Source organism: Lysobacter sp. CCNWLW3 (genome assembly GCF_036697405.1).
Taxonomy (GTDB): Bacteria; Pseudomonadota; Gammaproteobacteria; order Xanthomonadales; family Xanthomonadaceae; genus Lysobacter.
Genome location: NZ_JBAHWA010000001.1, coordinates 445,532 through 469,848 on the forward strand (window position 1 = coordinate 445,532; position 24,317 = coordinate 469,848).

A 24,317-nucleotide genomic window follows, 5' to 3' on the forward strand; every position below is an offset into this window, starting at 1 on the left:
CAATGAAATCGTCATATCCGACCGAACGCACGGCTCTTCTTCTCGTCGATCCATACAACGATTTTCTTAGCGAAGGGGGGAAGCTCTACGATCGCGCGAAGCCGATCATCGAATCTGTCGGCACGATCGGCAACATGCAAAAGATCGTCCTCGCCTTCCGCTCGGCTGGGCTACCGATCTTCTATGTCCCTCACCATCGCGCACTTCCGACCGACTTCTCTGGCTGGAGAAACGTAACGCCGTATCAGCAAGGCGCGCACCATGCGCAAGTTTTCGCAGTCGGAACATGGGGCGGCGAGTGGCACCCTGACTTCGTGCCGCAGCCACAGGACATCATGATCAAGGAGCATTGGTCCAGCGGCTTTGCGGGCACAGACCTCGACACACAGCTCACGCAGCATGGGATCGAGCGCGTCGTCCTGGTGGGGATGCTGGCCAATACCTGCCTGGAAGCCACCGGTCGCTATGCGATGGAGCTGGGTTACCACGTGACGCTTGTTCGCGACGCGACTGCTGCTTTCACGGACGAGGCAATGCATGCGGCGCACAACATCAACGGCCCGACGTATACGCACGCCATCCTGGCAACGCAGGAGCTTTTGGGACTCCTTCCCAAAGGGGGCAACCTCTCCGCAGCATATCCAATCGAAGGAGCGAAAGCATGAGTTCGGCCCTTCTCGTGACCTCAACCAAGAGCGCGACTGTACGAGCGCCCTCCGTCGACATCGACTTGGGTCAGTGGCTCTTCACTCTGACAGACCAGGAGTATCGGGCTTGCTCAACTGCGCATATCGCCGCCGGGTCCAGTCGAACCCAAGAAGGAAAGCGGGTATCCATCAATGTGGAGCAGCCTGGTGACACCCTCATGGTGCAGCACTATGTCGAGGATGTTGCCGATCGCGACCGCTGCAGAGTCGTCTCCAGGACTGACGCGATGTCTCCTCTTGGACGCACCGAGTGGCAGGTCACCTGGGAAGTCACGACGACACCTATCGATGCAACGACATGCGAGTTCACCAATCATTTTCATGTGGAAGCTTCTGATGCATTCCTGGCTCTATTGAAAGCCAATGGGGTTTCCATCGACCAGGTAGGCGAGGCGGCCCAGAAAGTGGCCGATCAGCACAACGAGGAAGAGACACCGTTATTTGCGTTGGATATTGAGCGAAAGGCCCGCAACGGTGTTTGGGCCAGATAGCTGGCCAGTCGCACGCGTACGCAGCTCCGCGCTTTGATTGCGTGAGCCGGCATTGAAATCAGCCACTTAGGCGAGGCCAATGCGTGCTACTGCGTCAGCTCGGCCATCCAATCGGCGAAGATCCGCATTCCAGGCAGGCCGGCGCCCTCCCCTGCCTGACCCGCATCGCGGTGAGCTGCCTATACGGGCCCCAATTCGAGATCGAGCTGGCGGCGAAGCTGCCGGGGCGGGTCGACAGCTGAGCCTGCCTGGGCCTGCGTTGCGGATGTTCCGCTGCTGGTGTCGCAGGGCGCGCGATGATTCTCTATTCCGGCTCGCCCAGCGGCGACACGCCGCGCTCGCGGAAGACCTCCTGCGCGACCGTCAAGCCGTTGATGGCCGCGGGAAAACCTGCATACACCGCCATCTGCAGTATCGTCTCGGTGATTTGCCGCGGCGTACAGCCGACGTTCAACGCGCCGTTGATGTGGACCCTCAACTGCGCGGAGGCGGTCCCCAGCGCGGTCAGTGCCGCGACCGTGGCGATCTGCCGGGTCGGGCGGTCCAGCCCCGGACGCGCCATCACGTCCCCGTAGGCGAAGGCGACGATCCAGTCGGCGAAATCCGGAGCGATGTCTTTCAGGCTTTCCACCACGGCCTCGCCGCTGCTGCCGGTGATGCTGTGCAAAGTGGCCAGGCCGGCGGCGTGGCGATCGGAATGTTCGGACATGACGGTACTCCTGCGAGGGGTGGATTCAATCGGTGCCGAATGCGACCAGATCGGTATGCGCGCTGGATCGACGCATCGCCGCCAGCGGAGCGTACTCCGGCGATGTCAGCAGGCCGCGAATGGCGGCCATGTCGGGAAACTCCAGCAGGATCATGTTGCGCGGCACCCAGCGGCCTTCGTAACGCAGCGGCGCGGCGTCGATGACGAGGGCCTTGCCGCCGAACTTCTCGACCAGCGGCAAGGTCAGCCTGCGGTATTCGGCGATCGTGCGTTCGTCGTGGATTTCGACGTTTCCGACCAGATAGGCGGACATTCGGCTATCTCCTTTGGCAGATGGGCGCGGCGGCTTTACCACTCGCGATAAAGCACCATTCCGGCGTGGTAGAGGACGCCGTCGGCGAAATCGCCGTCGGCGGTGAATCCGGTGTCGTCCACGTATTCGATGTGGTCGCCGGTCAGCGTGTAGTTGCCTTGGTAGGCGCTCTTGTGGCGCCCGCGCGCTTCGTCATAGCGGCCATTGGGCAGGAGTTCGTGGCGGATATGGCCGTCGGCGGTGACCCACATGCCGACGTAGGACGAGGTGTTCATGACGGAGCTCTCCTGGGAACGTGAAAGCGGCGGCGCCTGCGGCGGAGCCACGGACGCGCAAGCCGACAGACAGACGAATGCGAATACGGCGGCGCGCACGGGGCGACTCAGTACGGACTGGCGGTGGGACGCACGATCAACTCGCTGACGTCGACGTCGTCGGGCTGAGCGATCGCGTAGGCGATCGCGCGGGCGATGGCCTCGGGTTGCAGGGCGATGCGGCGGAAGGCTTTCATCGCGTCGCGCGCGCTCGGATCTGAGATCGTGTCCGCCAGCTCCGACTCGACCACGCCCGGCGACACTACCGTGACCCGGATCTTGTCGGTCTCCTGGCGCAGGCCCTCCGAGATGGCGCGCACCGCGAACTTGGTGGCGCAGTAGACGGCGGCGGTCGGCGAAACGGCGTGGCCGCCGATCGAGGACAGGTTGACGACATGGCCGCGGCCGCGCTGCTCCATGCCCGGCAACACCGCGGCGATGCCGTGCAGCACGCCGCGCACGTTGACGTCGATCATCCGGTCCCACTCCTCGACCTTGAGCGCGCTCAGGGGCGACAGCGGCATGACGCCGGCGTTGTTGACCAGGGTGTCGACGGGACCGAACGTGGCCTCGGCGAAGGCGACGAAGGCCTGCGTGTCCTCCAGGCGGGTGACGTCCAGGGCCCGGAACGCGACCTGCCCGCCCTGCCCTCGCAGTTGCTCCGACAGCGCCTGCAGACGTTCGGTGCGGCGGGCGCCCAGCACGACACGGTGGCCCTGTTGGACCAGCAAGCGGGCGGTGGCTTCGCCGATGCCGCTGCTTGCGCCGGTGACCAGGACGACTTTGGATGAGGGGACGGTATTCATGAGTGCGAGCTCCAGGGCGGGTCCGGTCGGACGGGGCCTGGAGCCGACCTCGTCAGGGGCCTTCCAGGTGAGGCCATGCTAGAAACGGCGGCCCCGCACGCTAAGACCGGATCGTCTGCGGGTATTGCCTATTCCTATTTTCCAGGCCCACAGTTGGGCTAATCTGTGCTGGTATGTAGCCCGTTCCTCTACGGAGCCCCTGCATGGCTCGCCTCGATACGCAGCCGGCGAACCTGAGCCGGCAAGCCCGGATGGTCGACCTGATCGACCGCCTCGCCCCGAGCGAGGGCTACACCCAGTCCCTGCTCGACGGGGTCACCCTGATGCGCTCTAACCGTTCGCTCGCGCGCACCCCCGCCCTGTACGAACCGAGCATCGTGATCGTCGCGCAAGGCCGCAAGCGCGGCTTCCATGGCGGTCAGGCCTACGTGTACGACGCGCAGCACTATCTCGTGCTCGCGGTGCCGCTACCGTTCGAGATCGAGACCGAGGCCAGCCCAGAGGAACCGATGCTGGGGATCGCGCTGCGCATCGATCCAAGCATGACCGCCGAGTTGGCCCTGGCTGTGGACGAGAGCCAGCCTTACGAGAGTCAGCCTTACGTGAACCGGCCGAACCCGACCGCGCGGCCGCGCACTCTGTACGCCACGCCGGTCGACGAACGCATCGGCGATGCGACCGTGCGCCTGCTCGAGGCCTTGTCGAATCCGGCGGAAACCAAGCTGCTGGCGCCGGCGATCGTGCGCGAGTTGAGCTTCCGCGTGCTGACCGGCGAGCAAGGCGGCAGCCTGCGCGCCGCCCTGACCCAGGGCGGCCACTTCGGCCGCATCGCCAAGGCCCTGCGGCGCATCCACAACCAATACGATCGCGAACTCGACGTGGCCACGCTGGCCGGCGAGGCCAACATGAGCGTTCCCGCGTTCCACGCCCACTTCAAGGCGGTCACCGCGACCTCGCCGATTCAGTACATCAAGGCGATGCGGCTGCACCAGGCGCGGTTGCTGATGATCCGCAGCGGGCTCACCGCGGCGACCGCATCCGAACGCGTGGGCTACGAAAGCGCGTCGCAGTTCAGCCGCGAGTTCAAGCGCCTGTTCGGGCGCAGCCCGGTCGAGGAGGCGCGCCATCTCAAGGACGTCTTGAACCTGGCGCCGCCGGTCCGGCACGCCGCGGTCGAAGCGCGCATGCTGGCGTCGTAACGGACGATCGTCGTCATGGCCGAATCCGAACACAGTTCCGCCGAAGCCCATGACGAGCGGATCCCCGGCACTCGCCTGGCCGCCGGGCGCGGCCGTGCCTGGAAAGACCTGCTGGTGCAAGTCTTCGAGCGCAGCCCGCAGCAGGACGTGCTGCTGATCCCGGCGGTACCCGAGCCCTTGGTGGTCTGGATACTGTCGGGATCGGCGAGCGTGGAGGAACGCGAGCTCGGCGGCCCCTGGCAGGCGAATCGCGTGCGCGCTGGCGACTTCTTCCTGACCAACGCACCCGACCCCTACGAGCTGCGCTGGACCGCCGACGGCGACGAGCCCTTCGAGGTCATGCATCTGCATCTGGGTTTGTCTCTGATCCAGCGCGCCACGCAGGAGATATTCGGGGAGGCGCAGGAGCTGGAACTACGCGACGTGTCGGGCGAGCGCGATGCCGTGCTGTCGGCGCTGCTGGAGCCGCTGCGCACGGAACTGATGTCGGCGCACGGCCCGAGCGCCCTGTTCGTGCAAGGACTCGCGCAAAGCCTGGCCGTGCATCTGGTTCGAGCCTACGGTGCGGCCGCCCGGAACAAGCCACGTCCGCGCGGCGGATTACCCGCCTTCAAGCTGCGACGCGTGATGGATCTGATGGAGAGCCGCTTGGACCAGGAGTTCCAGCTGGAACGCTTGGCACGCCAGGCCGGGCTCAGCGAGTTCCACTTCTGCAGGGCGTTCAAGCAAAGCACCGGCTACGCGCCATCGCGCTACTTCATCCGTCTGCGCATGGACGCGGCGCGGCGCCTGCTGCGCGAAACCTCGCGCCCCATCATCGAGATCGGCCTGGAAGTGGGCTATTCCAGCGCCAGTCACTTCTCGCAGATCTTCCGCCGCGAAACCGGCGTCAGCCCCAGCGATTACCGCGGCGACAGCTGACCGCAATATCCCGACAGGCCCGGCAAGAGCCCAAGAGAGACACCTCCCGGAGCGGCGCAACCTACGCCCCGTGCCCGAACCGACGCGATGCGCATCGGCGGCACCGACTCCCAACCCCAAGGTGAATCTCATGAACCTCAACGGAAAAATCGCCCTCGTCACGGGCGCGTCCAGCGGCATCGGCGCGGCGACCGCGCTCAAGCTCGCCGCCCAAGGCGTCAAGGTCGGCCTGGCCGCGCGCCGGGTCGATCGTCTGCAAGCGCTGGTGAGCCAGATCGAGGCCGCGGGCGGCACGGCCCTGGCCATCGAGATGGACGTGGTCGAGCCGGCCTCGGTCCAGGCCGGCGTCCGGCAATTGGTCGACGCCTACGGCCGCATCGATATCCTGTTCAACAACGCCGGCCTGATGCCGATCTCCGACATCGACTCGTTCAAGACCGACGAGTGGCACCGCATGGTCGACGTCAACATCAAGGGCCTGCTCAACAGCACGGCGGCGGTGCTGCCGCATATGCAGAAGCAGCACGCCGGTCATATCTTCAACACTTCGTCGATCGCTGGCCGCAAGGTCTTCCCGGGCCTGTCGGTGTACTGCGCCACCAAGCATGCGGTCACCGCGTTCTCCGAGGGCCTGCGCCTGGAGGTCGCCAAGAAGCACAACATCCGCGTGACCTGCATCCAACCCGGCGCGGTCGATACCGAACTGTTCGAACACGTCTCGGACCCGGGCTATCGCGAGCAGATGGAAGGCCTGCGCGAACAGATGGCGTTCCTGAAGGCGTCCGACATCGCCGACACGATCCTGTTCGCGCTGCAGGCGCCGGACTATGTGAACGTCGCCGAGTTGTTCGTGCTGCCGACCGATCAGCCCTGGTGAAGCGTCGCGGGCGCAATGGATGGCCGGCTTCGCTGCCGGCCGTCCTTTTGAGGACCTGTTCATGATTCCGATCAGCAAGCTCGCCTTCTTCGCGGCCAGGCGTGGTGAAGAGGAGGCGCTAGGCCGGCTCCTGCTGGCCCTGGTGGACCCAAGCCGGCGCGAACCCGGCAACCGCCGCTACGAAATCCTCCAGGATGCTGGTGATGAGGGCCTGTGGATCGTATTGGAGGACTGGCGTAGCGCCGCCGATTTCGACCTCCACATGGCGACGGATCACGTGCAGGCGTTCCTGCGCCGGGTTTCCTCGCTCTGCGACGGCGAGCCCGACATCCGCACGTACTCCAAGCGCTCCGCGTAGCGACCGTCGCGACGGCGCTGAAACGAGTCCTGAGCGGACGCTGCCGGGACATGTGCCCTTCGGATAGCTCCCGACGAGACGATCCAATGGCAAAGTCGCGGTCGTCGGCGATGCCGATCCGGAACCGTGTCTTCTTCCGCTCTTGAAGCGACGGCCGGTATCGCCGGCGCTCCCCTGGAGACAGAAATGCCTACCCGTAAGAAACAAGACTTCCCCCTGACCGAGATCCGTCGCTATCTGGAACCCGGCCCGATCGTCCTGGTCAGCTCTCGCTGGGAAGACCGGACCAACATCATGACGATGGGCTGGCACATGATGCTCGGGTTCTCGCCCGCCTTGTTCGCCTGCTACATCTGGGAAGGGAACTACAGTTTCGACCTGATCCGCCGAAGTCGCGAATGCGTGATCAATCTGCCGACCTCGGACATGGTCGATACCGTTACCGCAATCGGCAACTGCAGCGGCGCCGACGGCATCGACAAGTTCGAAAAATTCGGGCTAACGGCGCAAGCGGCTCAGAAGGTCCAGGCGCCGTTGATAGCGCAGTGCCATGCCAACTTCGAATGCAAGTTGGTAGACGACCGCCAGATCGACGAGTACGGCATGTTCATCTGGGAGGTCGTGAAAGCCCATCTGGCCACCACGCCCAAACGCCCGAAGACCCTTCACTACCGGGGCGAAGCCGAGTTCATGGTGTCCGGCAGTCACGTCAGTCGACGCAGCAAGTTCAAGCCTCAGAATCTCTAGTCGGAAAACGCTCCTGACGACTCGGAAAGCTGTTGAACAGCCACCGAAATTATAAGCAAGCAACTGATTTAATTGCTTTTGTAACGCCTTGCCGATCCCGCGGCGTCGCATGGGGCCCTTTGCGATGCGCCCACCGTGCTGGGTGCAGCCGCGCCCTGTCCGAACGCATGCCTCCGTCCGCGCCAGCGCATCGTCCACAACCACGCGCCGCTCCGGAGGCCATGGGAGCGCTGGCATGGCCGGCGGACGCCTGGTATCGCCGCATGGCGACTGGATCGGACCGGGCTTGCTGGACCGCTGGCTGTGGCGGCACATGCGCATGTTTGAACCCCGAATCCCGAGTAGTACGCTAGATCATCGCCGCCATGGAGACTGCAAATGCCCATCGTCTCCCTGGATTTGGTCACCCTGGATCTCGTCCGCGAATGCGGCACGATCTATGTCGAAGACAGGCTCACCTGTCAGATCCTCCGCAAGGACAAGCGCCTGTCACTCAGCGAAGCGCCCAGCGAGGAAGCCCGACTTCTGCTCGGGGACCTGCGGATACAGGTCGATGAGCTGACGCCCGAAGCCTTCGATGCGGTCCGCGCGGAACTGATCGCCCTGGGAGTCAAGGGCCCTTGGCAATCGTTCTGGTCGAGCGGCGAGGCTTAGCGCTGCGATTCGGCACCCGCTGCGATCACTGCGGCATCTGCTTACCGAGCTCTTGCGCCAGTCCGATCAGAATGCCTTCGGGGCCCCGGATGTAGCAGAGCCGGTAGCTGTCCTGGTACCGGACCAGTTTGCCGACGAGCTTGGCGCCGTGCTTTTCAAGCCGGGCCAACGTGTCGTCGATGTCCTCCACGGTGAACATGACGCGCAAGTACCCGAGGGCGTTCACCGGCGCGTCGCGGTGGTCGGCGACCACGGGTGGCGCGAGGAAGCGGGAAATCTCGAGCCGGCTGTGGCCGTCCGGCGTACGCATCATGGCTATCTCGACGCGCAGGTCGCGCAAGCCGGTCACGCCATCGGCCCACTCCCCTGCTATCGGGGCGCGCCCTTCCAGCTCCAGGCCGAGTTCGGTGAAGAACGCGATGGCGGCCTCGAGGTCTGCGACCACGATGCCTACGTTGTCCATGCGCTTGATCGTCATGATGTCTCCTGGCGTCCAATACCCGTTTGAGCATCGTAGCGAAGCGGCCGGCGCACGGACTGGGAATCTCGCGCACTCGCGGCCGGCTTCGCCGAGCCCGCTGGTCGGCTGGCGAGCCTACGGCTTAAGGCAGGTCTGCATCGCTGCCCGATCCCGCAATGTCGGCTGCCCCCCGATCAGACCGGAACATCGGGTGTATCCCCAACGAGCCTGCGCGCAAGGCCTAGCGCGGACTCGAAGTCGGGAACGAAATGAAGTTCGCCATGCTTGGGGCGAAGGTGCATGCCTTCCACGACCTTGCTCGGTTGCGACTGAAGGCCGGAAACGATCAACACGATCCCGCGACGCCGGCAACGCTCAAGCAAGGCCTTGAGCGCATGTACGCCACTGGCATCGATGATCGGTACCAGTCGCATCCTCAGGATGAACACCTTCGGCGGATCCTGGAACTGGTCGAGGAGATTGTCGAGCCGATTGGCGGCCCCAAAGAACAGCGGCCCGTTGATCATGAAGGCCTCGACGCCAGCGGGCAGATGATCGCGCTGGCTCAAATCGGCGGACGTCTCGCCGTTCTCATCAATGAGCCGGATGCCCGAGGTCACTTCCACGGCCTCGGCCATGCGGAACATGAAAACGAAGGCCGCCACAACGAGGCCGACCTCGATCGCGAGCGTCAGGTCGAACAGCACGGTCAAGAAGAAGGTAAGCAGCAAAACCAATCGATCCCCTTTCGGGGCCGACAGGGTGTGTCGAAAGTGCTCGTACTCGCAGATGTTCCAGGCCACGACCAGGAGCACGGCGGCCAGCACGGTCAAAGGCACATAGCGCATCAGCGGGGCGAGCGACACGAGGAACACGAGCAGGAAAAGCGCGTGCAGTATGCCGGCGATCGGCGTGCGTCCGCCTGCGCGGATGTTGGTGGCTGTCCGCGCTATGGCGCCGGTGGCAGGAATCCCCCCAAACAGCGCTGCGCCAACGTTCGCGATGCCCTGCGCGACGAGTTCGCCGTTGGACCTGTGACGGCCGCCAGTCATGCCATCCGCCACGACCGCCGACAACAACGACTCCACTCCGGCGAGAAACGCGATGGTGAATGAACTAGGCAGGAGCTCGCCGGTCCGCTCGAACGGGATGTGCGGAAACTCGAACCTCGGCAACGTGGTGGGAAGGCTGCCGAAACGACTGCCGATGGTCTCGACCGGGAGCATGAACGCGCTGGAAGCGAGCGTGCAGACGATCAGCGCGATAAGGAATGCCGGCCAATGCGGCCAGCCCCGGCGCAGCGTGACGATTATGGCGACAGCCACCAAGGCCAGAGATGCCGCGGCCGGGTTGGCCGTCGTCGCGTGCTCCGCGTAGGCCGCCCAGCGGGCCAGGAACTCGGCTGGAACGGCGTCCATCTTCAGACCGAGCAGGTCCTTGATCTGGCTGGAAACAATGCTCACCGCGATACCCGCGGTGAATCCGGTGATGACGGGCTGCGGCATGTACTTCATCAGCGTGCCCAGACGCATCAAACCCGCGGCGATCAACATCAGGCCCGCCAGCAGCGTGCACAGCACCAGCCCGCCGACCCCGAACTTCTGGATCACCACGAACACGACCGGGATGAACGCCGCCGTAGGCCCGCCGATCTGCACGCGCGAACCGCCGAATGCCGAGATCAGGAAGCCCGACACGATCGCCGTGTACAAGCCCATCTGCGGAGCCGCCCCGCTGGCGATGGCGAGCGCCATGGCCAGCGGCAGGGCGACGATGGCGACGGTCAGTCCGGCGATCGCGTCTCCACGCAGGTCGGAAAGAGAGTATCCCTCCCGCAATACCGTCAGAAGTTTGGGTTCGTACTGGTGCGCGTACTGCTTGAGGGTGTGGGATGCCATGGCTCCCCCGGTCAGTGGGCAACGCGTCGGTCAACGGCGCTTGTGGGCAGAGCGCCGTCGCTGAATCGGGTTGTGCGTCAACTTCGTCAGTATCGCTTCAAAGATCGAATCGTTGCCGGTGTCTTCGGCTAGCGCATGTCTGGCAGCGGCGGCGGCCACTATCTGGGCCAGCTCCAGAGGTAACGGTTCGGGCGTCTCGTTCCAGAACTGCAACTGCAGATCGCGCAGCCAGGGCGCCTCCGGCATCAGCGTCCGGCAACGGCCGAGTTCCTCCAGGCACTGTTTGTCGACCGCTTCCGTCTGGCCGCGGGACACGAGCAGGGTGCAGGGTTGCTGCAGAGGCGTCTGGAGGAACCGGTCATAGGCCGACAGGCACTGAGACAGCGCCTGCTGCGACATACCCTGGGTCGATTTCCGGTCGCGGGAGTCGAAGACCGCGATGGCGGCCCGCATCGGTGTGCGCGCCAGCAGGGTGGCAATCGAGGTTTCTTCCGCCGCTGCGGTGCCGGCGAAGGGTGCGGCCAGTTGCGGGGCACAGCTCCTCACCCACGACGGTGCCCGGTCGACGCCCGGCACATGCGGGCTGGGATTGCCTCGCCCCGCCCACAAGGCATGCAACGCGTGCGTGAGGTCGATCCAGGCCGTGGGCAGGGCGGGCCAGCACAGCGACTGCACCAGGACGGTCTCGCCGGCCTCGGTCGAAAGCTGTGCGGAGCCCAGGAACGCGATGCGCGAGACCTGCGGCTTCTCCGCCTTGGCCGTGCGGCGGGATCGGGACGCGTGCTGTACTGGCGAGTGCTTCATGTGCCTGGCGGCCTCCAATTTGGAAGGGGCTTGAAAAGCGGTGCGAGGTGATGTTTCATATGCTTCAAATGATGTTTTATACATCAAAATGAATGTTCAAACGTTAACAGGAGTGGCTTTTTCCGCGGCGCTTCAAGATGATGCGCGTCCAGACCGGCTGTGCCGGTGGCAAACGGAAGAAGGTGATGCTCCACGCATCAAAAGAAATGTTCCGCGCCTCGTTGCTGAAGGGTTTGCCCGGGTGTCGGCCATGATCACCGCAGCGCAGCTCCGGGCGGCCCGTGCCTTGGCCGGGATGGACCAGAAGACGCTGGCGGAGAAGGCGGGCGTGTCGTTGCCGACCATCCAACGCATGGAGGCCAGCACCGGCAACGTTCGCGGGGTGGTCGAGACGCTGACGAAGATCATCGCAGCACTCGACGCGGCCGGGATTGAGTTGATCGGCGAGAACGCGCCGAGTCAGGGCACGGGACGGGGGGTTCGGCTCAAGACCCCCAGCGCCCTCTGACCCCGGCGCGGATCTCGCCTTGGAAACCCAGGGCGATGTGGATGGAGGGCGGCGTGGCGACGGATACGGATATGGACGAGCTCAAGCGGATGTGCGCGGTGCTGTTCCTGGAGCTTCAGGAGATCCGCCGCAAGCTGGAAATCGAGCCGATTGGGTCGCGGGACAGTGACGAGTATCGAAATGCGGTCCCCAGCTATCTGACACAGTTCGACAACAAGATGCGGATCCTCGCCAAGGAACGCTCGAACCGCGATCAATAGCACAGGATCGCTGCCAGCGGTTCGTCTTGGCCGGCCGGTTGAAAACCGGTGGTCGCCGTGGATGGTTCCCATGCGGAGAAAATGCAATGCCGATGACCTCCAACGATCGCAAAATCGAAGAACTGCGTCGGCGCATTCCCTCATTCACGTGCATCGTGGGTTGCCATGACTGTTGCGGGCCGATCACCGCCTCCTCGGAAGAAGTGGCCAGGCTGCCGGTCAAGTCCGAGGCCGATCACGAGGCGGCCCTCGCCGAGTTCAATTGCACCTACCTGGGCGCGCACGGCTGCGAGGTCTACAGCGAGCGCCCTTTGATATGCCGTCTGTTCGGTACAACACCGCGCCTGTTGTGTCCCAATGGTCAGCGCCCCGTGTACATGGTGGATGCGAAGACCGAGAACGAAGTGTTTCGGTTCCTTGGACAGACGCGGCAAGTGCTCGTTTGATGCGCGAACCGACCCACGTGGAACCGTTGCAGGTCCGCGTGGTCGGCTTGGGCTGCCGCGTTTCCATGAACTCGAATTGAACCGCAACGTGCCTCTTTGGGGCATCGTCGAGCCGATCTACGAGGCCAAGCGCCATGCATAGACTTTCGCTCTCTCCGATTGAACGGGCCGCATTACATCTGCTGATGCAGCGGCGACCGCTGTTCAAGTGGGAGCAGAATGCGCTGACCGACGGCACGATGCGCAGCCTCGAAGCGAAGGGCTTGATTGCCCGCGATGGAGCCCAGTGGCAGGTGACAGAAAAAGTGGGGGCAAGGTCGACTGCACACGTCCGCTAGCGCAGGAAAAAAGCAGATTCAGCACCATCGAAAGCGCTGGTCGATGTCCGTTTATGGGATTGGGTTATGGCCCTGGCCGTCTGATTGAAGCGTAAGTAAGCCACGCCGTCAGCGATCCATTCGGTCTCGGCCACGCTCTGCCGCCCGATCTGCGCGAGCGTCGCGGCTGGTCGGCGCCCTGCCCCGCTGGCTTCGTCCGCGGTGGAAGCCACGACGCGGCGCGGGCCAGCAGGCGCCGGGCGATTCGGCTCGATCGGCGCAGAGTCCCTCGCGGTCCGGAGATCGTGTGCGGCCGAATCGTCGCAAGGCGATGCCGCACCGACTCGATCGGCCCGTCCCCTCGCCTGCGCCCGTCCGGGCGCCGCGCGCAAAAAAATTCGCGATCATGTCGATCCGGCGCCTCCCCGTTCGACGCCATGATTGAAGGCCCATGCCGGGCCCCACAGGAGCAGACCATGAAGATCACCATCGAGACCGTAGTGCGCGCCGACCTGGACCAGGTCTGGCAGGCATGGAACACCCCGGAAGACATCAAGCAATGGAACACCGCACAGGAGGACTGGCACACCACGCACAGCAGCGTCGATCTGCGCGAAGGCGGCAAGTTCCTGTCGCGCATGGAGGCCAAGGACGGCAGCTTCGGCTTCGACTTCGAAGGCACCTACACCCGCGTGGTTCCCAAGCAGGTAATCGAATACCGGATGGGCGACGGCCGCGAGGTCCAGTCCGAGTTCGTCGAGCGCGCCGACGGCGTGCTGGTGAAATCCACCTTCGACGCGGAATCGGAGAACCCGCCCGAGCTGCAGCGCGCAGGTTGGCAGGCCATCCTCGACAACTTCGGCCGCTACGTCGAAGCCAAGGCCTGAGGCCAAGCCGGGTACGGATGCGCCTGGGCCCATGGCCCGGGCGCATCGCCTGCGACGCCGCGCACCGCCCTGCCCTCACGACGGGCAGGTCTTTCACCCCATGGACAGCAGGCGCGAGGCCAACCAAACCGGAACGCCGACGTAGTACGCCAGGCGGCCCAGCCATTCCAGGGCGTTGCGCACGGCGGCCGCATGCGCGGATCGCAGCGCGACGGCCGCGGCGACCACGATCTCGATCGCGATCCGCAGCACGGCGGCGAACAGCATCAGGCCGATCGACCAGGACGCCCACCAGATCAGCAATCCGCTCAGGTAGGCCGCAAGCCCGTAGCTGTAGTACTCGCCGAAGCTGCCGCCGAAGGCGATCGTCTGGTGCAGACGGAACGCCACCAGCGCCGGCAGCAACGGGAACAGGACGAACTTCAACGCGGCGTGATCCAGGCGCGGCCGGCGAGCGTCCGCGCGCGTCTGCGCCAGATCGGCCAGCGCGTTCGCGAAGCCGCCTTCCCAGCCGATCGCCATGCCGGTCGCGGCGAGCATGCGCTGCAAGGCCCGCGGACGCGTCAGCGCCAGGCTGCGCGTCCAGAGGGGGCCGGCCGCCAGGCGCAGGTCGACGCCGCTGTGCGGCAGCGGAACCCGCCAGGGCCTCAGCGCGGCGATCGACGCCAGCGGAAGCTCGATCCGTTGCCGGCGTTGCTCCAGCACCAACAGCGCTCCCTCGACACTGGCCTGGGCGACGAAGGCCCGCTCGATCGCCCAGGCCGCGACGGCCGGCGCCACCACGGCGCCGGCGAACAACCGAAGCTGCGACAGGGACTGGACCTGCAGGCCCATGCGCAACAGCATGTCGACCGCCAGCCACAGCAGGCCCAGGCCCGCGCACAGCCTCAACGCGCCGGTCAACGCACGCCACAACGGCGTGAGCACGACCAGCTCGATCGGCAGCGCCTCCGGCCTGGCGCCCGCGCGGCGGCGCAATGCCTGCCATGCCGCCAGCACGGCCAAGGCGAGCAGGAATGCCGTGGCCGCGCGCCCCACCCAATCGCCCCAGCGCACCATCAGCGTGGGCGCGGGATCGCGGGCGCTGACGAAGGCCGTCAGCACGGCCTGGTCGCCCATCGAGGTGCTCGCGAGCACCTCGCCGGTGTCGTCGATGATCGCGCTGAGTCCGTTGCTGGTGACGCGCACCTGCGGCAGCCGCGTTTCGATGCTGCGAAACGCCGCGACCGCCAGATGCAGGCGCGCGCCGACCGGATAAGCGGTGAACCAGGAGTCGTTGGACATGCCGATGATGGCCTGCGCCCCCAGCCGCGCGCCGTCGATGGCGAGCTCGGTATGCACGTCGTCAAGGCAGATCAACGGCAGCACGTTGACCTCGCGCCCGTCCGCGCTGCGCAAGGGCAGCACGCGCGCGCCCTCGCCCGGCCGCCAGCCGCCGGCCCAGGGCAGCCAGCGGCGCAGCCAAGGGCCGTCCAGCCACCTCGGCACGTATTCGGTCAGCGGGAACGGGTGCGTCTTGCGGTAGGTGCCCAACAAGCCCTTGCCGGGTTCGAGGAAGGCGGCCGCGTTGTACTCGCCGTCCGCGTCGAGGTCGTAGGTGCCGAACACCAGGGGCACGCCCGCGGCGTCTACGAAGCCCTGGATCTCGCGATCCAGCGCCGCGCCGTCCTCGCTGCGTGGGTGGCCGAAGGTGGTGGGGTATACGGTTTCCGACCACAGCAGCACGTCCGCGTCGTGGTCGCGGATCGCCGACCAGGACAGGGCGTAGTGCGTGTCGAGCACGTGCCGGACCACGGCGTAGGCGCCCATTTCCTCGCGCAGCCGCTCGTAGTCGGTGATGCTGGCCTGGACCATGGCGACGCGCAGCGTCGGCGCGTCGTCGACGGGCGGCGCCTGCAGAGCGGCGCGCCGGACCAGGCCGTAGCCGGCCATGGCCGTGACGACGGCCGCGGCCAGCAGCAGCGGCCGAAACAACGCACGCGCGCCGCGCTTGCGCTGTTCGACGGCCAGGGCCAGCGCTTCGTTGACCAGCAACAGCAACAAGGTGATGCCCGCGGCGCCGCCGAGATCGGCGACCTGGCGCAGCACGGCGGACGGGAGCAGGCCGTGCCCCAGGGTGTCGCCCAGCAGTTTGGGCAGCAAGCACTCGCAGGCCAGCCAGGCCGAAGCCGCGGCCAGGGCGCGCAGCAATGGCCCATAGCGGCGCCCAGCCCATTGCCGCACCAGCGCGTAGGCGATGAACTGCGGTTGCAGCAACGGCGCCAGCACCAGCAATGCCAGCGTCGCCGTCGCCGCGCCCACGCCGGTGTAGGCGCCGATCGCCGCACCGAACCAATGGAACGCGGCCGCCATGAAGGCGATGCTCATCAGCGCGGCATTGGCCAGCACGCCGCGCGCCGTCCTGTCGGTGTTCAGCACCAGCAACCACGGCACCAGCGCGACGAAGCCCAAGCCCCAGGCGGGGCCGCCGCGGGCGTACAGGCCGAGCAAGGCGGCGGTGGCGAGGATACCGGCGAGGCTGCGCCAGCGGGACGGGGACAACCGTTCCTTGGTCAAGTCGAAAAACTCCGTGTCGCGGTCTTAGCGCGGGGGAATCCGGATCTGCCGCAAGGGCATACCGGGCGGCGCGAGCTCGGGCGGCACGACCCGATCGGCCGGCAACGCGATGGGCCGGCCCTGGGCGTCGTACAAAACGAAGTCGGGCGCGAACATCAGGATGGGCTCGATCGCGACGCCTTCGTCGGTCACCTGGTGATGACGGACATAACCCGCAGGCAGCTTGTAACCCTCCGGTACGGCCAGCCCGAGCAGCGGCGGACTGGTGCCGGGCGGATTGAATGCTCCCAATCCCGTGCGCACCCCGGCCTGCTGCAGGGCCTCGATCACCTGCGCTCCGGTCGGCTCCGGATCGCCGGGCTGGAAGTAAGCGGCCAGATCGTCGGGGTCCTTGCTGGGCATGGCCTGCGGTTCCTGCAGCGCGGCGTCTTGCAATGTGGGGCGCGCGGGCGACGACCGGCCATCCAAGGGGCCGGCCGCCGTATCGCCCTGCTTGCTTGCCTGTGCGATGCCGCTAGCCGCCGCTTGCGCCGGCTCGGGCATGCGCAGCCACCACAGACAGGCCACGGCGATCGCGACGACGGCGCAGACCGCCCACGGCAGCATCCTGCTGCGGGCGGCGCGCGTCTTCGCAATCACGCGCATACCCTCGCCGTCCGCACGGGACGACGGGATATGCCGATGGCGACGCGGGGTCACGGTGGCTTACTCCGCCAGGCTCGTCGGTCAGGGCGTGGCCGGCTGATAGACCGACAGCGCCCAGCCCATGCGCTCATGGCCGTACTGATTCCAGATCGGGCTGCGGCCGTTGCTGAAGCTCGAGTAGCGCGGCGCACCGCTGCCCGTGCTGCCGCCCCAGAGACCGGCCGACACCGTGCCGCCGGTGTAGGTCGGATGGGTGTCGTCGGACTGGATGTAGTCGAACGAACTGGAGGATGAGACGAACTTGGTGTTGGCGTCGCGCAGGGTCGCACGCAAGGTGACCGCTGTGCGGGTGATGTAGCTGGCCTCGCTTTCGCCGGATACGTAGCGCAGCGCGTCGGCATCGACCTGGCCGTCGCCGTTGCTGTCGTAGTCCGCGCCCATGTACTGGGCGAAGCTGTCCGCGCACTTGAAGCCCTTCTGGCGGGCGTATTCGCACATCCAGTAGTTCATCTTGGCGATCGCGGGCAGGAAGCGGTCGCGCAGGTTCACGGTCTGGCCGGTGCCGGCGTCCCGGCAGGAGCTCTGCACGTTGTCGGCGTTGTAGCCGGGGTAGTACAGGTTGGAAATCACCTTGAGCCTGGTGTTGGCGTGCGCGTTGACGTTGATGTAGTCCATCGCCGCCGCCACGTAGGTCTTGCAGGAGTTGACCGCCGCGTCGAGCCCGCTGTAATCGCAGGTGCCGGTCTGCGACTTGAAGCTGGACCGCGCCTGCAGGCCGTCGTTGCCGCACATCTCGAAGCTCACCACGCGAGTGGACGCGGCCTGCATGTAGGAGCGCTCGGCCACGATCTTGTTCTCGTAGACGTCGCGGGCGACGGCGCCGGACTTGGCGCGGCGCACGCTCTCGATGTCGGCGTTCCAGCGCGCCGACAGGTACTCGGCGTCCACGGTCGGCGCCGAGTAGCGCGCCGCATTGCTGATCGAGCCGTTATAGCCGGCGAAGATCGAATCGCCGTAGGCGACGACGCGGTACTTGGCGCTGGTCCCGGCCCGGTCGATGGTCCACGACACGTTCTGGTTGAGGGTGCTGGCCATGGCCGGGGCCGATAGCGCGAGCAGCGCCACGGCCGAGAGCCACCGCCCCGCTCTATTGCGGAACAGAGTCTTCATCCTTAATTCCCCTTCGAGATGGTGTGCGCCACGGACGCCGGCTGGCGCCCGATGAGAAAACGCGAAACCCGCTTCGGCCAACCTCGCCTCAGCAAGCCGATCCACGATGGGGACGCCCGGACTTCGGGGCATCCCTCCCCCTGTCATCGCCCCCGGACGCTAGCGTATGGTCGATAGGCGCGCAATGTGCGCTGCAACAGCGATGGCGGGCAGCGTCACGTTTTCGCATACGACAAGCAGGCGGCTGCGGCCGCTCCACCGGCCGCCGAGCATCCGCTCCATCGCGTCGGTCGGCCGCGTGCGCCTGGGTTGATCTGGGTCAAGGACGGCCGCTGCAAGCGTCCTAGCCTGCGGAGGAAGCCAAACGCCGGAGCATGCGATGAACCCCGAATCCCAATCTTCCCCGTCCGCAACCGCCGCTGGCGGCGCGCTCTGGTCGGAAACCTTGCGCGATGGCAGCCGGTTGACCATTCGGGCCATCTCTCCGCAGGACGCGACCGCCGAGCGCGCGTTCATCGAGGGGTTGTCGGACCAGGCCCGGCGCTTTCGCTTCCTCGGCCAGACCCGCCGCCCCAGCGAGGAGTTCGTCCGCAAACTGACGGACATCGACTACGTGCACGACTACGCGCTGGTCGCCGAAACCGTCGGCGACGATCGCCGGATCGTCGGCGTCAGCCGCTACGGCAGCGGCCAGGGCGGTTCCAGCTGCGAGTGCGCGGTGGCCGTCACCGACGAATGGCAGAACAAGGGACTGGGAACGATGTTGATGGATCATCTGATGCAGGTCGCGCGGGACCGCGGCATTCGATCGATGTATTCGATCGACTCGGCCGAGAATGGGCGGATGCGCGCCCTCGCCGGCGACCTGGGATTCCGCACCAGATCCGACCCGAACGATGCCAGCCAGGTCATACACGAACTGAATCTGTGAGCCAAGGCCATGGACGCGAGCTTTTGGTCGCCCTTCCTGCTGTGGTGCGCCGCGCTCAATTACAGGCTTCTGCTGTTGGGCTTCGCGGCATACGCGGCGTTCCGCGAACCGATACAGCGGCTGCACGGACGCTGGTTCGCGCTGTCGCCGTCGGCGTTCGACGCCACCGCCTACCTGATCTTCGGGCTGTACAAGATCGCGATCTGGATGTTCCTGATCGTCCCCTATCTCGTCCTGGCCCTTATCCGATAGCCTCGCCCGCCGATGCGGGCTCTTCGGCGGCAACGGCCCGCCCGGCCGTTCGCGCATGCGGGCGTGATCCGACGTAAAGCCCCGACAGACCGATCAATCGGGTTCTACGCGGCCGACGACCGGCGGCCGCCGGTCGCGCGGGCCTGGTGCGCAGCGGCTATTGCTTGTTACCGCACTGCGGCGGCCGCGGGGGCCTGGACTCCTGGTCCGGACACGCCTCGCTGGGGGCTGCACGAACCCGCGCGGGTACCGCATCGCCGGCGATATGGGGCGTACCGGCCGGCTGCCCGTCCAAGAGTATCTGTGACATGCAGCCGCTGAGCAGCAGGGCCGCCGTGGCGAGAACGAGCCGCTTCATGATCCATGCTCCTTGGTCGTTGACGCGGATCCGCTCGAAATACGGTCCGCCGACCGAGTTCCGCCGCAGGACGGAACCCGGGCCTTGTTCATCGCACGATCGTGAGCGGAATCTGCGCGCTGCCCAGCACCTTGCTGGTCACCGAGCCCAGGAACAGGCTCTTCAGGGCCGATCGCCCATGCGACCCCATCACGATCAGGTCGCAGCGGTTGGCCTTCACGAACTTCAAAATGGTGGGCGCCGGATCTCCCACCAGCACATGTTCCTCGAAGCCCACCTTGGCCCGCTTGAGCAGGGCCCTGGCCTTCTGCGTGGCCGCCTTTCCGTTCTCGGCGTGGTAGCGCTTCGTCCCTTCCAGGCCCAGGCTCATGGCGACGCTGCGCAGCAGCGGCTCGTCGGCATACAGCAGATGCAGCTCCGCCGGAGTCTTCAGGTCGCCGGCCAGCCGTATCGCGTGACGAACGGCACGCAGGGCCGCATCGCTGCCGTCGATCGCAATCAAGATACGCATCTTCTTCTCCTCGACGCAGGGGCGTCCTTTGGCCGACAGCATCGCCCCGGCGCCTCCGCGGGGCCTTGACCGAGATCAATCCGGACGCGCTCAGAAGCAGCGTGCCCAGGCCAGGGCCAAGCCCAGCATCGCCGGCCACAGCAGGACCGGATGCAGCGCGACGCGCAGCCACGGCCGCAGCGGCCGATAGCCCACGGCGTGAACGAAGCCGGCGCAAATGGCGAGCATCAACGGCGACAGCAAGCCATGCCCCGCCGGCGTCATCTCGCCGCCACGCATGGCCGGCAGGAACAACAGGGCCAGGCTCAGGCCCGAGGCCATCAGCAGCGAAACGACACGGGCCATCACGCGTCCTCCAGAACCTCGCGCCTGTCGTTTTCCTCATCGCTGCGCAGTTCGTACCACATGGCGTTGAGCACGCCGAAGCTGCAAGCCAGCGCCAATCCCAGGACCCAGGCGAAGTACCACATCAGTAACCTCCTTCGGAGTCTTGCGACTCCACGTGGGCGCGCGTCACCGTGCCGCGCATGACCCGGAAGGCCCAGCCCGTGTAGGCCAGGATCAGGGGCAGGAATATCGCCGTGGCGACCAGCATGATGCCGAGGGTGCGCTTGCTCGAGGAGGCGTCCCAGATCGTCAAACCATGACCAGGATGGGTGGACGACGGCATCAGGAAGGGAAACATCGCCAGGCCCGCGGTCAGCACGATGCCCGCGACGGCACCGCCGCTCGCCAGGAAGGCGAGCCCGCGCGAGCGGACGGTCGCGACGGCGATCAACAGCACGATGACGGCCACCGGCACCGCGATCATCCACGGCGTGAGGGCATAGTTGGCGAACCACCCTCCTTCGATCATCAGTACATGCTTCGTCAACGGGTCGGAGGAGCCGTCCGCATGCACGCCGGAGACGATCGCCGGAGCCGGAATGGACCTCAGCCAGACGCCCGCCGCGACGAACGCGGCGGCCGTGACGGCGGCGGCGATGCGGGCGATGCGCTTGGCGCGTTGGCCCACGGGGTCCTCCACGCGCATGGCCGCGAACGACGCCCCGTGCATCACCAGCATGGAAAGGCTGACGACGCCGGCGAGCAACGCGAAGGGCTTGAACAGCCCGATGAAGCTGCCGTCGTAAACGGGAAGAAGCTCCGGCGTGAAATGGAACGGAACGCCGAGCAGCAGGTTACCGAACGCCACGCCGAAGACCAGCGCCGGCACGGCGCCGGCGATCGTCAATGCCCAGTCCCAGGCGCCACGCCAGTTCGCGTGCGGCAGGCGGTTACGGAAGGCGAAGCCCACGGGCCTCAGGATCAGCGCCACCAACAGCAGGAACATGGCGAAATAGAACGAGGAGAACGAGGCGGAATACAGCAAGGGCCAGGCCGCGAACACGGCGCCGCCGCCGAGAATGAACCAAACCTGGTTGCCCTCCCAGTTGGGCTCGATCGACTCGATCGCCATACGCCGCTCGACGTCGTCGCGGCCGATCAGCCGCAGGATCGCGCCCAGGCCCAGGTCGTAGCCGTCGGTCAGAGCGAAGCCGATCAGGAGCACGCCCAGCAGCACCCACCAGATCATGCGCAACAGCGAATAGTCGATCATCGGTCCAGCCTCGCTTCGGATGCTTCGTATGCGGCAGAGGGGGATTTCGTCGAAGGCCAGAACCCCAGCCGGTCCGGCCCGGAGCGGATCGCGCGCAGCATCAGCGTCACGTCGATCACCGCCAGCCCGGTGTAGAGCACAACGAAGCCGATCAGGCTGGCCAGCACCTGGCCGGAACTGGTCGACGACACCCCCAGAAAGGTCGGCAGAACCCCGTCGATGGCCCAGGGCTGCCGCCCGTACTCGGCCACGATCCAGCCCAGCTCGGATGCGATCCAGGGCAGCGGCAGGCTCCACAGCGCGATGCGCAGGAACCAGGGCCGTTGCAAGCGCCCGCGCGTGGCCAGATAGAACGCCCAGCCGAACAGCACGATGAAGTAGCACCCCAGGCCCACCATGATCCGGAACGACCAGAACAGCACGGGCACATTGGGCACCGTGCTCCATGCCGCCTTGTCTATGACGGCCTCGTCGGCCAGCGAGGGGTCGCTGACATAGCGCAGCGTCAAAAGCCCGAAGCCCAGATCCTCACGCAGCGCGAGAAAGGCCGCGGCCTTGTCGGGGTCGTCGCGATCGGCGCGCAGTTCGCGCAAGGCCGCGTGCGCGGCGATGCCGCGGCGAATGCGCCCGCGGTTCTCCTCCACCAGTTCGTGGATCCCGGCCACCTCCTTGTCCAGCGACCGCGTGGCCACCAGGCCCAGCGCCCACGGGATGCGCACGGCGTGCGAGGTCTCGCGGCGCTCCATATCCGGCAGGCCGACCAGGGTGAACGAGGCCGGAGCCGGATGGGTCCGCCACTCCGCCTCGATCGCGGCCACCTTCATTTTCTGGTTCTCAGAAGCGGTGTAGCCGCTCTCGTCGCCCAGCACCGCCACCGACAGGGCCGAGGCCAGACCGAAGCTGGCCGCCACCACCAACGAGCGTCGCGCCACCTCGATGTTGCGCCCGCGCAGCAGGTACCAGGCGCTGATCGAAAGCACGAACATGGCGCCTGTCACATACCCGGCGCTCACGGTATGCACGAATTTCGACTGCGCAACGGGATTGAACACCACCGCGGCGAAGTCGGTGATCTCCATGCGCATGGTCTGGAAGTTGAATTCCGCCCCGACCGGGTTCTGCATCCATCCGTTGGCGATCAATATCCACAATGCCGACAGATTGGCGCCGATGGCCGTCAGCCACGTGACCGTCAAGTGCTGGAGCCTGCTCAATCGTTCCCAGCCGAAGAAGAACAGCCCCACGAAGGTGCTTTCCAGGAAGAACGCCATCAGCCCCTCGATGGCCAAGGGCGCGCCGAAGATGTCCCCTACGTAGTGGGAGTAGTAGGCCCAATTGGTGCCGAACTGGAACTCCATGGTGATGCCGGTGGCCACGCCCATGGCGAAGTTGATTCCGAACAGCACGCCCCAGAACCGCGTCGTCTGCTTCCAGACGACCCGCCCGGTCATGACGTACACGCTTTCCATGATCGCCATCATCACGGCCAGGCCTATCGTCAGCGGGACGAACAGGAAGTGATACAGCGCGGTCAGCGCGAACTGAAGTCTCGATAGATCCACGACGTGCAAATCGGGCATGGCGACTCACCTGGGAGGCAGTAGAAACCGATCGACCTGCGCATCGTCGATGCGCGGCCTGTGCGGCGGAGAGAAGAAGATCAGGTACAGCGCGGCGATGAGCGCGAGCTTGGCGGCGATGGCGATGACGACGCGCCGGCGCAGCGAGCGGAGAAACTCGGCCGGCGTTTCCGCGCCGGCGTCGCGGCCGCCCGGTGCGGGCCGGCGGCTCACCGTATGCGCACCCGGTTCTCGACCGCCCTCACGCCGGCGACCAGCCAGGCGGCGTCCTCCACCGCGTTGCGCGATTGCCAGTCCTCGACCTTTCCTTTCAGGGTCACCTGCCCCGACTCGTCCACGCCCACCCGGATGTTCGAGGCCTGCACATCGGCGCGACGCTGCAAAGCGTCCTTGATCGAACGTTTGACATCCTGCTTCCGGGTGATCTTCCGGATCGCGATCCGGTTGTCGATGTCGATCACCCCGGCCAGACGGCGCAGGTCGCTCTCTATCCCGCTGCGCTGGAACTGCCAGTCGACGGTACCGGTCAGGGTCAGGCAACCCCGTTCGACGCTGACCATCACGGATCCGGCCGGCAACGACGCGTTCCAGGCCAGGACTTCGGTCGCGCGCTTGGCGATAACCTCGTCCGTGACCGACGAATCGGGCGGACAACGGACCTCGATATCGATCACCGCGCCGCGCACGCCCTTGACGCGTTCCACCGCTTCGGCCGCGGCGATCTTGTCGGCGAGGCTGTGGACGTGCCCCGTCAACTTGACGATGCGCTCGTCGACGGCGACGCCGATGCCGGAAGCGTCGATACGCGGGTCGAAAGCCAGTTCTTCCAGTACGTGTTTGCGCAGACGCTCGCTGTTCATGGCCTAGTCCATCGGGAACCGCCGCCATTACCTCAGCCGTCCTCCGCCCCCGTCTTGATCCAGATCAATCGGCGCGCTTGCGGAGGACCAGGTCATCCCGACCCGACCCGTGTTTGACGCAGATCAGTGTCCGGCGGCGCTCGCGCGCCTGGAATGAAACGCATCGGCCGAGTCCGGC

General features: G+C 66.0%; 32 protein-coding genes. 15 read left to right on the forward strand and 17 right to left on the reverse strand.

What is annotated here, in order from left to right:
- The first annotated feature begins 2 nt into the window (after positions 1-2).
- Both V1318_RS01970 and V1318_RS01975 read left to right on the forward strand, forming a co-directional pair.
- Complete coding sequence (locus V1318_RS01970; RefSeq protein ID WP_332937253.1) at positions 3-665, forward strand: isochorismatase family cysteine hydrolase; 663 nt, start codon at positions 3-5, stop codon at positions 663-665.
- Positions 662-1,198, forward strand: a complete 537-nt coding sequence (locus V1318_RS01975; protein ID WP_332937255.1) for a hypothetical protein — start codon at positions 662-664, stop codon at positions 1,196-1,198. The genes V1318_RS01970 and V1318_RS01975 overlap by 4 nt, the downstream gene beginning before the upstream one ends.
- A gap of 304 nt (positions 1,199-1,502) precedes the next feature.
- Here the strand turns inward: V1318_RS01975 and V1318_RS01980 are convergent, their stop codons facing one another.
- Genes V1318_RS01980 through V1318_RS01995 form a run of 4 tightly spaced genes read right to left on the reverse strand, consistent with a single transcriptional unit; the run spans position 1,503 to position 3,340 of the window.
- Entirely contained in the window at positions 1,503-1,907 is a 405-nt protein-coding gene (locus tag V1318_RS01980) for a carboxymuconolactone decarboxylase family protein (RefSeq protein ID WP_332937257.1), read from the reverse strand.
- Positions 1,908-1,932: 25 nt separating this feature from the next.
- Positions 1,933-2,220 (reverse strand): DUF1330 domain-containing protein, encoded by a 288-nt coding sequence (locus tag V1318_RS01985; RefSeq protein ID WP_332937258.1) that lies wholly within the window; start codon positions 2,218-2,220, stop codon positions 1,933-1,935.
- 35 nt (positions 2,221-2,255) lie between these two features.
- A complete protein-coding gene (locus V1318_RS01990; protein WP_332938304.1) occupies positions 2,256-2,606 on the reverse strand; it encodes an Atu4866 domain-containing protein in 351 nt (116 codons plus the stop codon).
- A complete protein-coding gene (locus tag V1318_RS01995) occupies positions 2,603-3,340 on the reverse strand; it encodes an SDR family oxidoreductase (protein ID WP_332937260.1) in 738 nt (245 codons plus the stop codon). Before V1318_RS01995 ends, V1318_RS01990 begins: the two co-directional genes overlap by 4 nt.
- Positions 3,341-3,543: 203 nt before the next feature.
- Here V1318_RS01995 and V1318_RS02000 point away from each other — a divergent pair, with 203 nt between their 5' ends.
- The 6 genes from V1318_RS02000 (at position 3,544) to V1318_RS02025 (ending at position 8,096) form a co-directional block, all read left to right on the forward strand.
- Positions 3,544-4,539 (forward strand): AraC family transcriptional regulator, encoded by a 996-nt coding sequence (locus tag V1318_RS02000; RefSeq protein WP_332937263.1) that lies wholly within the window; start codon positions 3,544-3,546, stop codon positions 4,537-4,539.
- 15 nt (positions 4,540-4,554) lie between these two features.
- Positions 4,555-5,460, forward strand: a complete 906-nt coding sequence (locus V1318_RS02005) for a helix-turn-helix domain-containing protein (protein WP_332937265.1) — start codon at positions 4,555-4,557, stop codon at positions 5,458-5,460.
- A 130-nt stretch (positions 5,461-5,590) separates the two neighbouring features.
- Complete coding sequence (locus V1318_RS02010) at positions 5,591-6,337, forward strand: SDR family oxidoreductase (protein WP_332937268.1); 747 nt, start codon at positions 5,591-5,593, stop codon at positions 6,335-6,337.
- 19 nt (positions 6,338-6,356) lie between these two features.
- Positions 6,357-6,695, forward strand: a complete 339-nt coding sequence (locus tag V1318_RS02015) for a putative quinol monooxygenase (protein WP_332937269.1) — start codon at positions 6,357-6,359, stop codon at positions 6,693-6,695.
- Positions 6,696-6,881: 186 nt separating this feature from the next.
- Positions 6,882-7,442 carry a flavin reductase family protein gene (locus V1318_RS02020; RefSeq protein WP_332938305.1) on the forward strand — a complete coding sequence of 187 codons (561 nt, stop codon included), beginning with the start codon at positions 6,882-6,884 and terminating at the stop codon, positions 7,440-7,442.
- A gap of 378 nt (positions 7,443-7,820) precedes the next feature.
- Entirely contained in the window at positions 7,821-8,096 is a 276-nt protein-coding gene (locus V1318_RS02025; RefSeq protein WP_332937270.1) for a hypothetical protein, read from the forward strand.
- Between the two features lie 25 nt (positions 8,097-8,121).
- Here V1318_RS02025 and V1318_RS02030 read toward each other — a convergent pair whose 3' ends face one another.
- The 3 genes from V1318_RS02030 to V1318_RS02040 form a co-directional block, all read right to left on the reverse strand.
- Positions 8,122-8,574 (reverse strand): VOC family protein, encoded by a 453-nt coding sequence (locus V1318_RS02030; RefSeq protein WP_332937272.1) that lies wholly within the window; start codon positions 8,572-8,574, stop codon positions 8,122-8,124.
- Positions 8,575-8,750: 176 nt separating this feature from the next.
- Positions 8,751-10,454: a sulfate permease gene (sulP, locus tag V1318_RS02035; RefSeq protein ID WP_332937274.1), complete on the reverse strand. Its 1,704-nt coding sequence runs from the start codon at positions 10,452-10,454 to the stop codon at positions 8,751-8,753.
- 30 nt (positions 10,455-10,484) lie between these two features.
- Positions 10,485-11,258, reverse strand: a complete 774-nt coding sequence (locus V1318_RS02040; RefSeq protein WP_332937276.1) for a hypothetical protein — start codon at positions 11,256-11,258, stop codon at positions 10,485-10,487.
- Between the two features lie 250 nt (positions 11,259-11,508).
- Between V1318_RS02040 and V1318_RS02045 the strand changes: the two genes are divergently transcribed.
- From V1318_RS02045 to V1318_RS02065, 5 genes are all read left to right on the forward strand, one after another.
- A complete protein-coding gene (locus V1318_RS02045; RefSeq protein WP_332937278.1) occupies positions 11,509-11,766 on the forward strand; it encodes a helix-turn-helix domain-containing protein in 258 nt (85 codons plus the stop codon).
- Between the two features lie 71 nt (positions 11,767-11,837).
- A complete protein-coding gene (locus V1318_RS02050) occupies positions 11,838-12,026 on the forward strand; it encodes a hypothetical protein (RefSeq protein WP_332937279.1) in 189 nt (62 codons plus the stop codon).
- 92 nt (positions 12,027-12,118) lie between these two features.
- The gene (locus tag V1318_RS02055; protein WP_332938307.1) at positions 12,119-12,472 is read left to right on the forward strand and encodes a YkgJ family cysteine cluster protein; all 354 of its coding nucleotides are present in this window, start codon (positions 12,119-12,121) and stop codon (positions 12,470-12,472) included.
- A 134-nt stretch (positions 12,473-12,606) separates the two neighbouring features.
- Complete coding sequence (locus tag V1318_RS02060; RefSeq protein WP_332937282.1) at positions 12,607-12,810, forward strand: hypothetical protein; 204 nt, start codon at positions 12,607-12,609, stop codon at positions 12,808-12,810.
- A 455-nt stretch (positions 12,811-13,265) separates the two neighbouring features.
- Complete coding sequence (locus tag V1318_RS02065; protein WP_332937284.1) at positions 13,266-13,676, forward strand: SRPBCC family protein; 411 nt, start codon at positions 13,266-13,268, stop codon at positions 13,674-13,676.
- A gap of 93 nt (positions 13,677-13,769) precedes the next feature.
- Here the strand turns inward: V1318_RS02065 and lnt are convergent, their stop codons facing one another.
- Genes lnt through V1318_RS02080 form a run of 3 tightly spaced genes read right to left on the reverse strand, consistent with a single transcriptional unit; the run spans position 13,770 to position 18,047 of the window.
- Positions 13,770-16,232, reverse strand: a complete 2,463-nt coding sequence (gene lnt, locus V1318_RS02070; protein WP_332937286.1) for an apolipoprotein N-acyltransferase — start codon at positions 16,230-16,232, stop codon at positions 13,770-13,772.
- A 24-nt stretch (positions 16,233-16,256) separates the two neighbouring features.
- Entirely contained in the window at positions 16,257-16,931 is a 675-nt protein-coding gene (locus V1318_RS02075) for a hypothetical protein (protein ID WP_332937288.1), read from the reverse strand.
- Between the two features lie 27 nt (positions 16,932-16,958).
- Positions 16,959-18,047 (reverse strand): hypothetical protein, encoded by a 1,089-nt coding sequence (locus V1318_RS02080; RefSeq protein ID WP_332937290.1) that lies wholly within the window; start codon positions 18,045-18,047, stop codon positions 16,959-16,961.
- Positions 18,048-18,426: 379 nt separating this feature from the next.
- On the opposite strand from V1318_RS02080, the gene V1318_RS02085 reads away from it, so the two are divergent.
- Positions 18,427-18,978 (forward strand): GNAT family N-acetyltransferase, encoded by a 552-nt coding sequence (locus V1318_RS02085; RefSeq protein WP_332937292.1) that lies wholly within the window; start codon positions 18,427-18,429, stop codon positions 18,976-18,978.
- A 9-nt stretch (positions 18,979-18,987) separates the two neighbouring features.
- Positions 18,988-19,230, forward strand: a complete 243-nt coding sequence (locus V1318_RS02090; protein WP_332937294.1) for a DUF6868 family protein — start codon at positions 18,988-18,990, stop codon at positions 19,228-19,230.
- Between the two features lie 446 nt (positions 19,231-19,676).
- On the opposite strand, the gene V1318_RS02095 is transcribed toward V1318_RS02090, so the two are convergent.
- The 7 genes from V1318_RS02095 to V1318_RS02125 are packed head-to-tail and all read right to left on the reverse strand — an operon-like array spanning position 19,677 to position 24,139.
- Positions 19,677-20,141 carry a universal stress protein gene (locus V1318_RS02095; protein ID WP_332937296.1) on the reverse strand — a complete coding sequence of 155 codons (465 nt, stop codon included), beginning with the start codon at positions 20,139-20,141 and terminating at the stop codon, positions 19,677-19,679.
- 48 nt (positions 20,142-20,189) lie between these two features.
- Positions 20,190-20,444, reverse strand: a complete 255-nt coding sequence (locus tag V1318_RS02100; protein WP_332937297.1) for a cyd operon YbgE family protein — start codon at positions 20,442-20,444, stop codon at positions 20,190-20,192.
- A complete protein-coding gene (gene cydX, locus V1318_RS02105) occupies positions 20,444-20,569 on the reverse strand; it encodes a cytochrome bd-I oxidase subunit CydX (protein ID WP_332937298.1) in 126 nt (41 codons plus the stop codon). The genes V1318_RS02100 and cydX overlap by 1 nt, the downstream gene beginning before the upstream one ends.
- Positions 20,569-21,699, reverse strand: a complete 1,131-nt coding sequence (cydB, locus tag V1318_RS02110) for a cytochrome d ubiquinol oxidase subunit II (RefSeq protein ID WP_332937299.1) — start codon at positions 21,697-21,699, stop codon at positions 20,569-20,571. The genes cydX and cydB overlap by 1 nt, the downstream gene beginning before the upstream one ends.
- A complete protein-coding gene (locus tag V1318_RS02115; RefSeq protein ID WP_332937300.1) occupies positions 21,696-23,279 on the reverse strand; it encodes a cytochrome ubiquinol oxidase subunit I in 1,584 nt (527 codons plus the stop codon). Before V1318_RS02115 ends, cydB begins: the two co-directional genes overlap by 4 nt.
- A 6-nt stretch (positions 23,280-23,285) precedes the next feature.
- On the reverse strand, positions 23,286-23,492 hold the full coding sequence (cydP, locus tag V1318_RS02120) for a cytochrome oxidase putative small subunit CydP (RefSeq protein ID WP_332937302.1): 207 nt from the start codon (positions 23,490-23,492) through the stop codon (positions 23,286-23,288).
- On the reverse strand, positions 23,489-24,139 hold the full coding sequence (locus V1318_RS02125; protein WP_332937303.1) for a BON domain-containing protein: 651 nt from the start codon (positions 24,137-24,139) through the stop codon (positions 23,489-23,491). Before V1318_RS02125 ends, cydP begins: the two co-directional genes overlap by 4 nt.
- Positions 24,140-24,317 lie beyond the last annotated feature (178 nt).

Excerpts from the sequence above, each read along its gene's own strand:
- cydB (WP_332937299.1), bottom strand. The coding sequence starts at position 21,699 with ATGATCGACTATTCGCTGTTGCGCATGATCTGGTGGGTGCTGCTGGGC.
- V1318_RS02045 (WP_332937278.1), top strand. The coding sequence starts at position 11,509 with ATGATCACCGCAGCGCAGCTCCGGGCGGCCCGTGCCTTGGCCGGGATG.
- V1318_RS02025 (WP_332937270.1), top strand. The coding sequence starts at position 7,821 with ATGCCCATCGTCTCCCTGGATTTGGTCACCCTGGATCTCGTCCGCGAA.
- V1318_RS02055 (WP_332938307.1), top strand. The coding sequence starts at position 12,119 with ATGACCTCCAACGATCGCAAAATCGAAGAACTGCGTCGGCGCATTCCC.
- V1318_RS02060 (WP_332937282.1), top strand. The coding sequence starts at position 12,607 with ATGCATAGACTTTCGCTCTCTCCGATTGAACGGGCCGCATTACATCTG.
- V1318_RS02000 (WP_332937263.1), top strand. The coding sequence starts at position 3,544 with ATGGCTCGCCTCGATACGCAGCCGGCGAACCTGAGCCGGCAAGCCCGG.
- V1318_RS02040 (WP_332937276.1), bottom strand. The coding sequence starts at position 11,258 with ATGAAGCACTCGCCAGTACAGCACGCGTCCCGATCCCGCCGCACGGCC.
- V1318_RS02090 (WP_332937294.1), top strand. The coding sequence starts at position 18,988 with ATGGACGCGAGCTTTTGGTCGCCCTTCCTGCTGTGGTGCGCCGCGCTC.
- V1318_RS02115 (WP_332937300.1), bottom strand. The coding sequence starts at position 23,279 with ATGCCCGATTTGCACGTCGTGGATCTATCGAGACTTCAGTTCGCGCTG.
- V1318_RS02015 (WP_332937269.1), top strand. The coding sequence starts at position 6,357 with ATGGCCGGCTTCGCTGCCGGCCGTCCTTTTGAGGACCTGTTCATGATT.
- V1318_RS01980 (WP_332937257.1), bottom strand. The coding sequence starts at position 1,907 with ATGTCCGAACATTCCGATCGCCACGCCGCCGGCCTGGCCACTTTGCAC.
- V1318_RS01995 (WP_332937260.1), bottom strand. The coding sequence starts at position 3,340 with ATGAATACCGTCCCCTCATCCAAAGTCGTCCTGGTCACCGGCGCAAGC.
- V1318_RS02065 (WP_332937284.1), top strand. The coding sequence starts at position 13,266 with ATGAAGATCACCATCGAGACCGTAGTGCGCGCCGACCTGGACCAGGTC.
- V1318_RS02080 (WP_332937290.1), bottom strand. The coding sequence starts at position 18,047 with ATGAAGACTCTGTTCCGCAATAGAGCGGGGCGGTGGCTCTCGGCCGTG.
- V1318_RS02050 (WP_332937279.1), top strand. The coding sequence starts at position 11,838 with ATGGACGAGCTCAAGCGGATGTGCGCGGTGCTGTTCCTGGAGCTTCAG.
- cydX (WP_332937298.1), bottom strand. The coding sequence starts at position 20,569 with ATGTGGTACTTCGCCTGGGTCCTGGGATTGGCGCTGGCTTGCAGCTTC.
- V1318_RS02085 (WP_332937292.1), top strand. The coding sequence starts at position 18,427 with ATGAACCCCGAATCCCAATCTTCCCCGTCCGCAACCGCCGCTGGCGGC.
- V1318_RS01975 (WP_332937255.1), top strand. The coding sequence starts at position 662 with ATGAGTTCGGCCCTTCTCGTGACCTCAACCAAGAGCGCGACTGTACGA.
- V1318_RS02095 (WP_332937296.1), bottom strand. The coding sequence starts at position 20,141 with ATGCTGTCGGCCAAAGGACGCCCCTGCGTCGAGGAGAAGAAGATGCGT.
- V1318_RS01970 (WP_332937253.1), top strand. The coding sequence starts at position 3 with ATGAAATCGTCATATCCGACCGAACGCACGGCTCTTCTTCTCGTCGAT.
- V1318_RS02010 (WP_332937268.1), top strand. The coding sequence starts at position 5,591 with ATGAACCTCAACGGAAAAATCGCCCTCGTCACGGGCGCGTCCAGCGGC.
- V1318_RS02005 (WP_332937265.1), top strand. The coding sequence starts at position 4,555 with ATGGCCGAATCCGAACACAGTTCCGCCGAAGCCCATGACGAGCGGATC.
- sulP (WP_332937274.1), bottom strand. The coding sequence starts at position 10,454 with ATGGCATCCCACACCCTCAAGCAGTACGCGCACCAGTACGAACCCAAA.
- V1318_RS01985 (WP_332937258.1), bottom strand. The coding sequence starts at position 2,220 with ATGTCCGCCTATCTGGTCGGAAACGTCGAAATCCACGACGAACGCACG.
- V1318_RS02020 (WP_332938305.1), top strand. The coding sequence starts at position 6,882 with ATGCCTACCCGTAAGAAACAAGACTTCCCCCTGACCGAGATCCGTCGC.
- V1318_RS02100 (WP_332937297.1), bottom strand. The coding sequence starts at position 20,444 with ATGGCCCGTGTCGTTTCGCTGCTGATGGCCTCGGGCCTGAGCCTGGCC.
- V1318_RS02030 (WP_332937272.1), bottom strand. The coding sequence starts at position 8,574 with ATGACGATCAAGCGCATGGACAACGTAGGCATCGTGGTCGCAGACCTC.
- V1318_RS02125 (WP_332937303.1), bottom strand. The coding sequence starts at position 24,139 with ATGAACAGCGAGCGTCTGCGCAAACACGTACTGGAAGAACTGGCTTTC.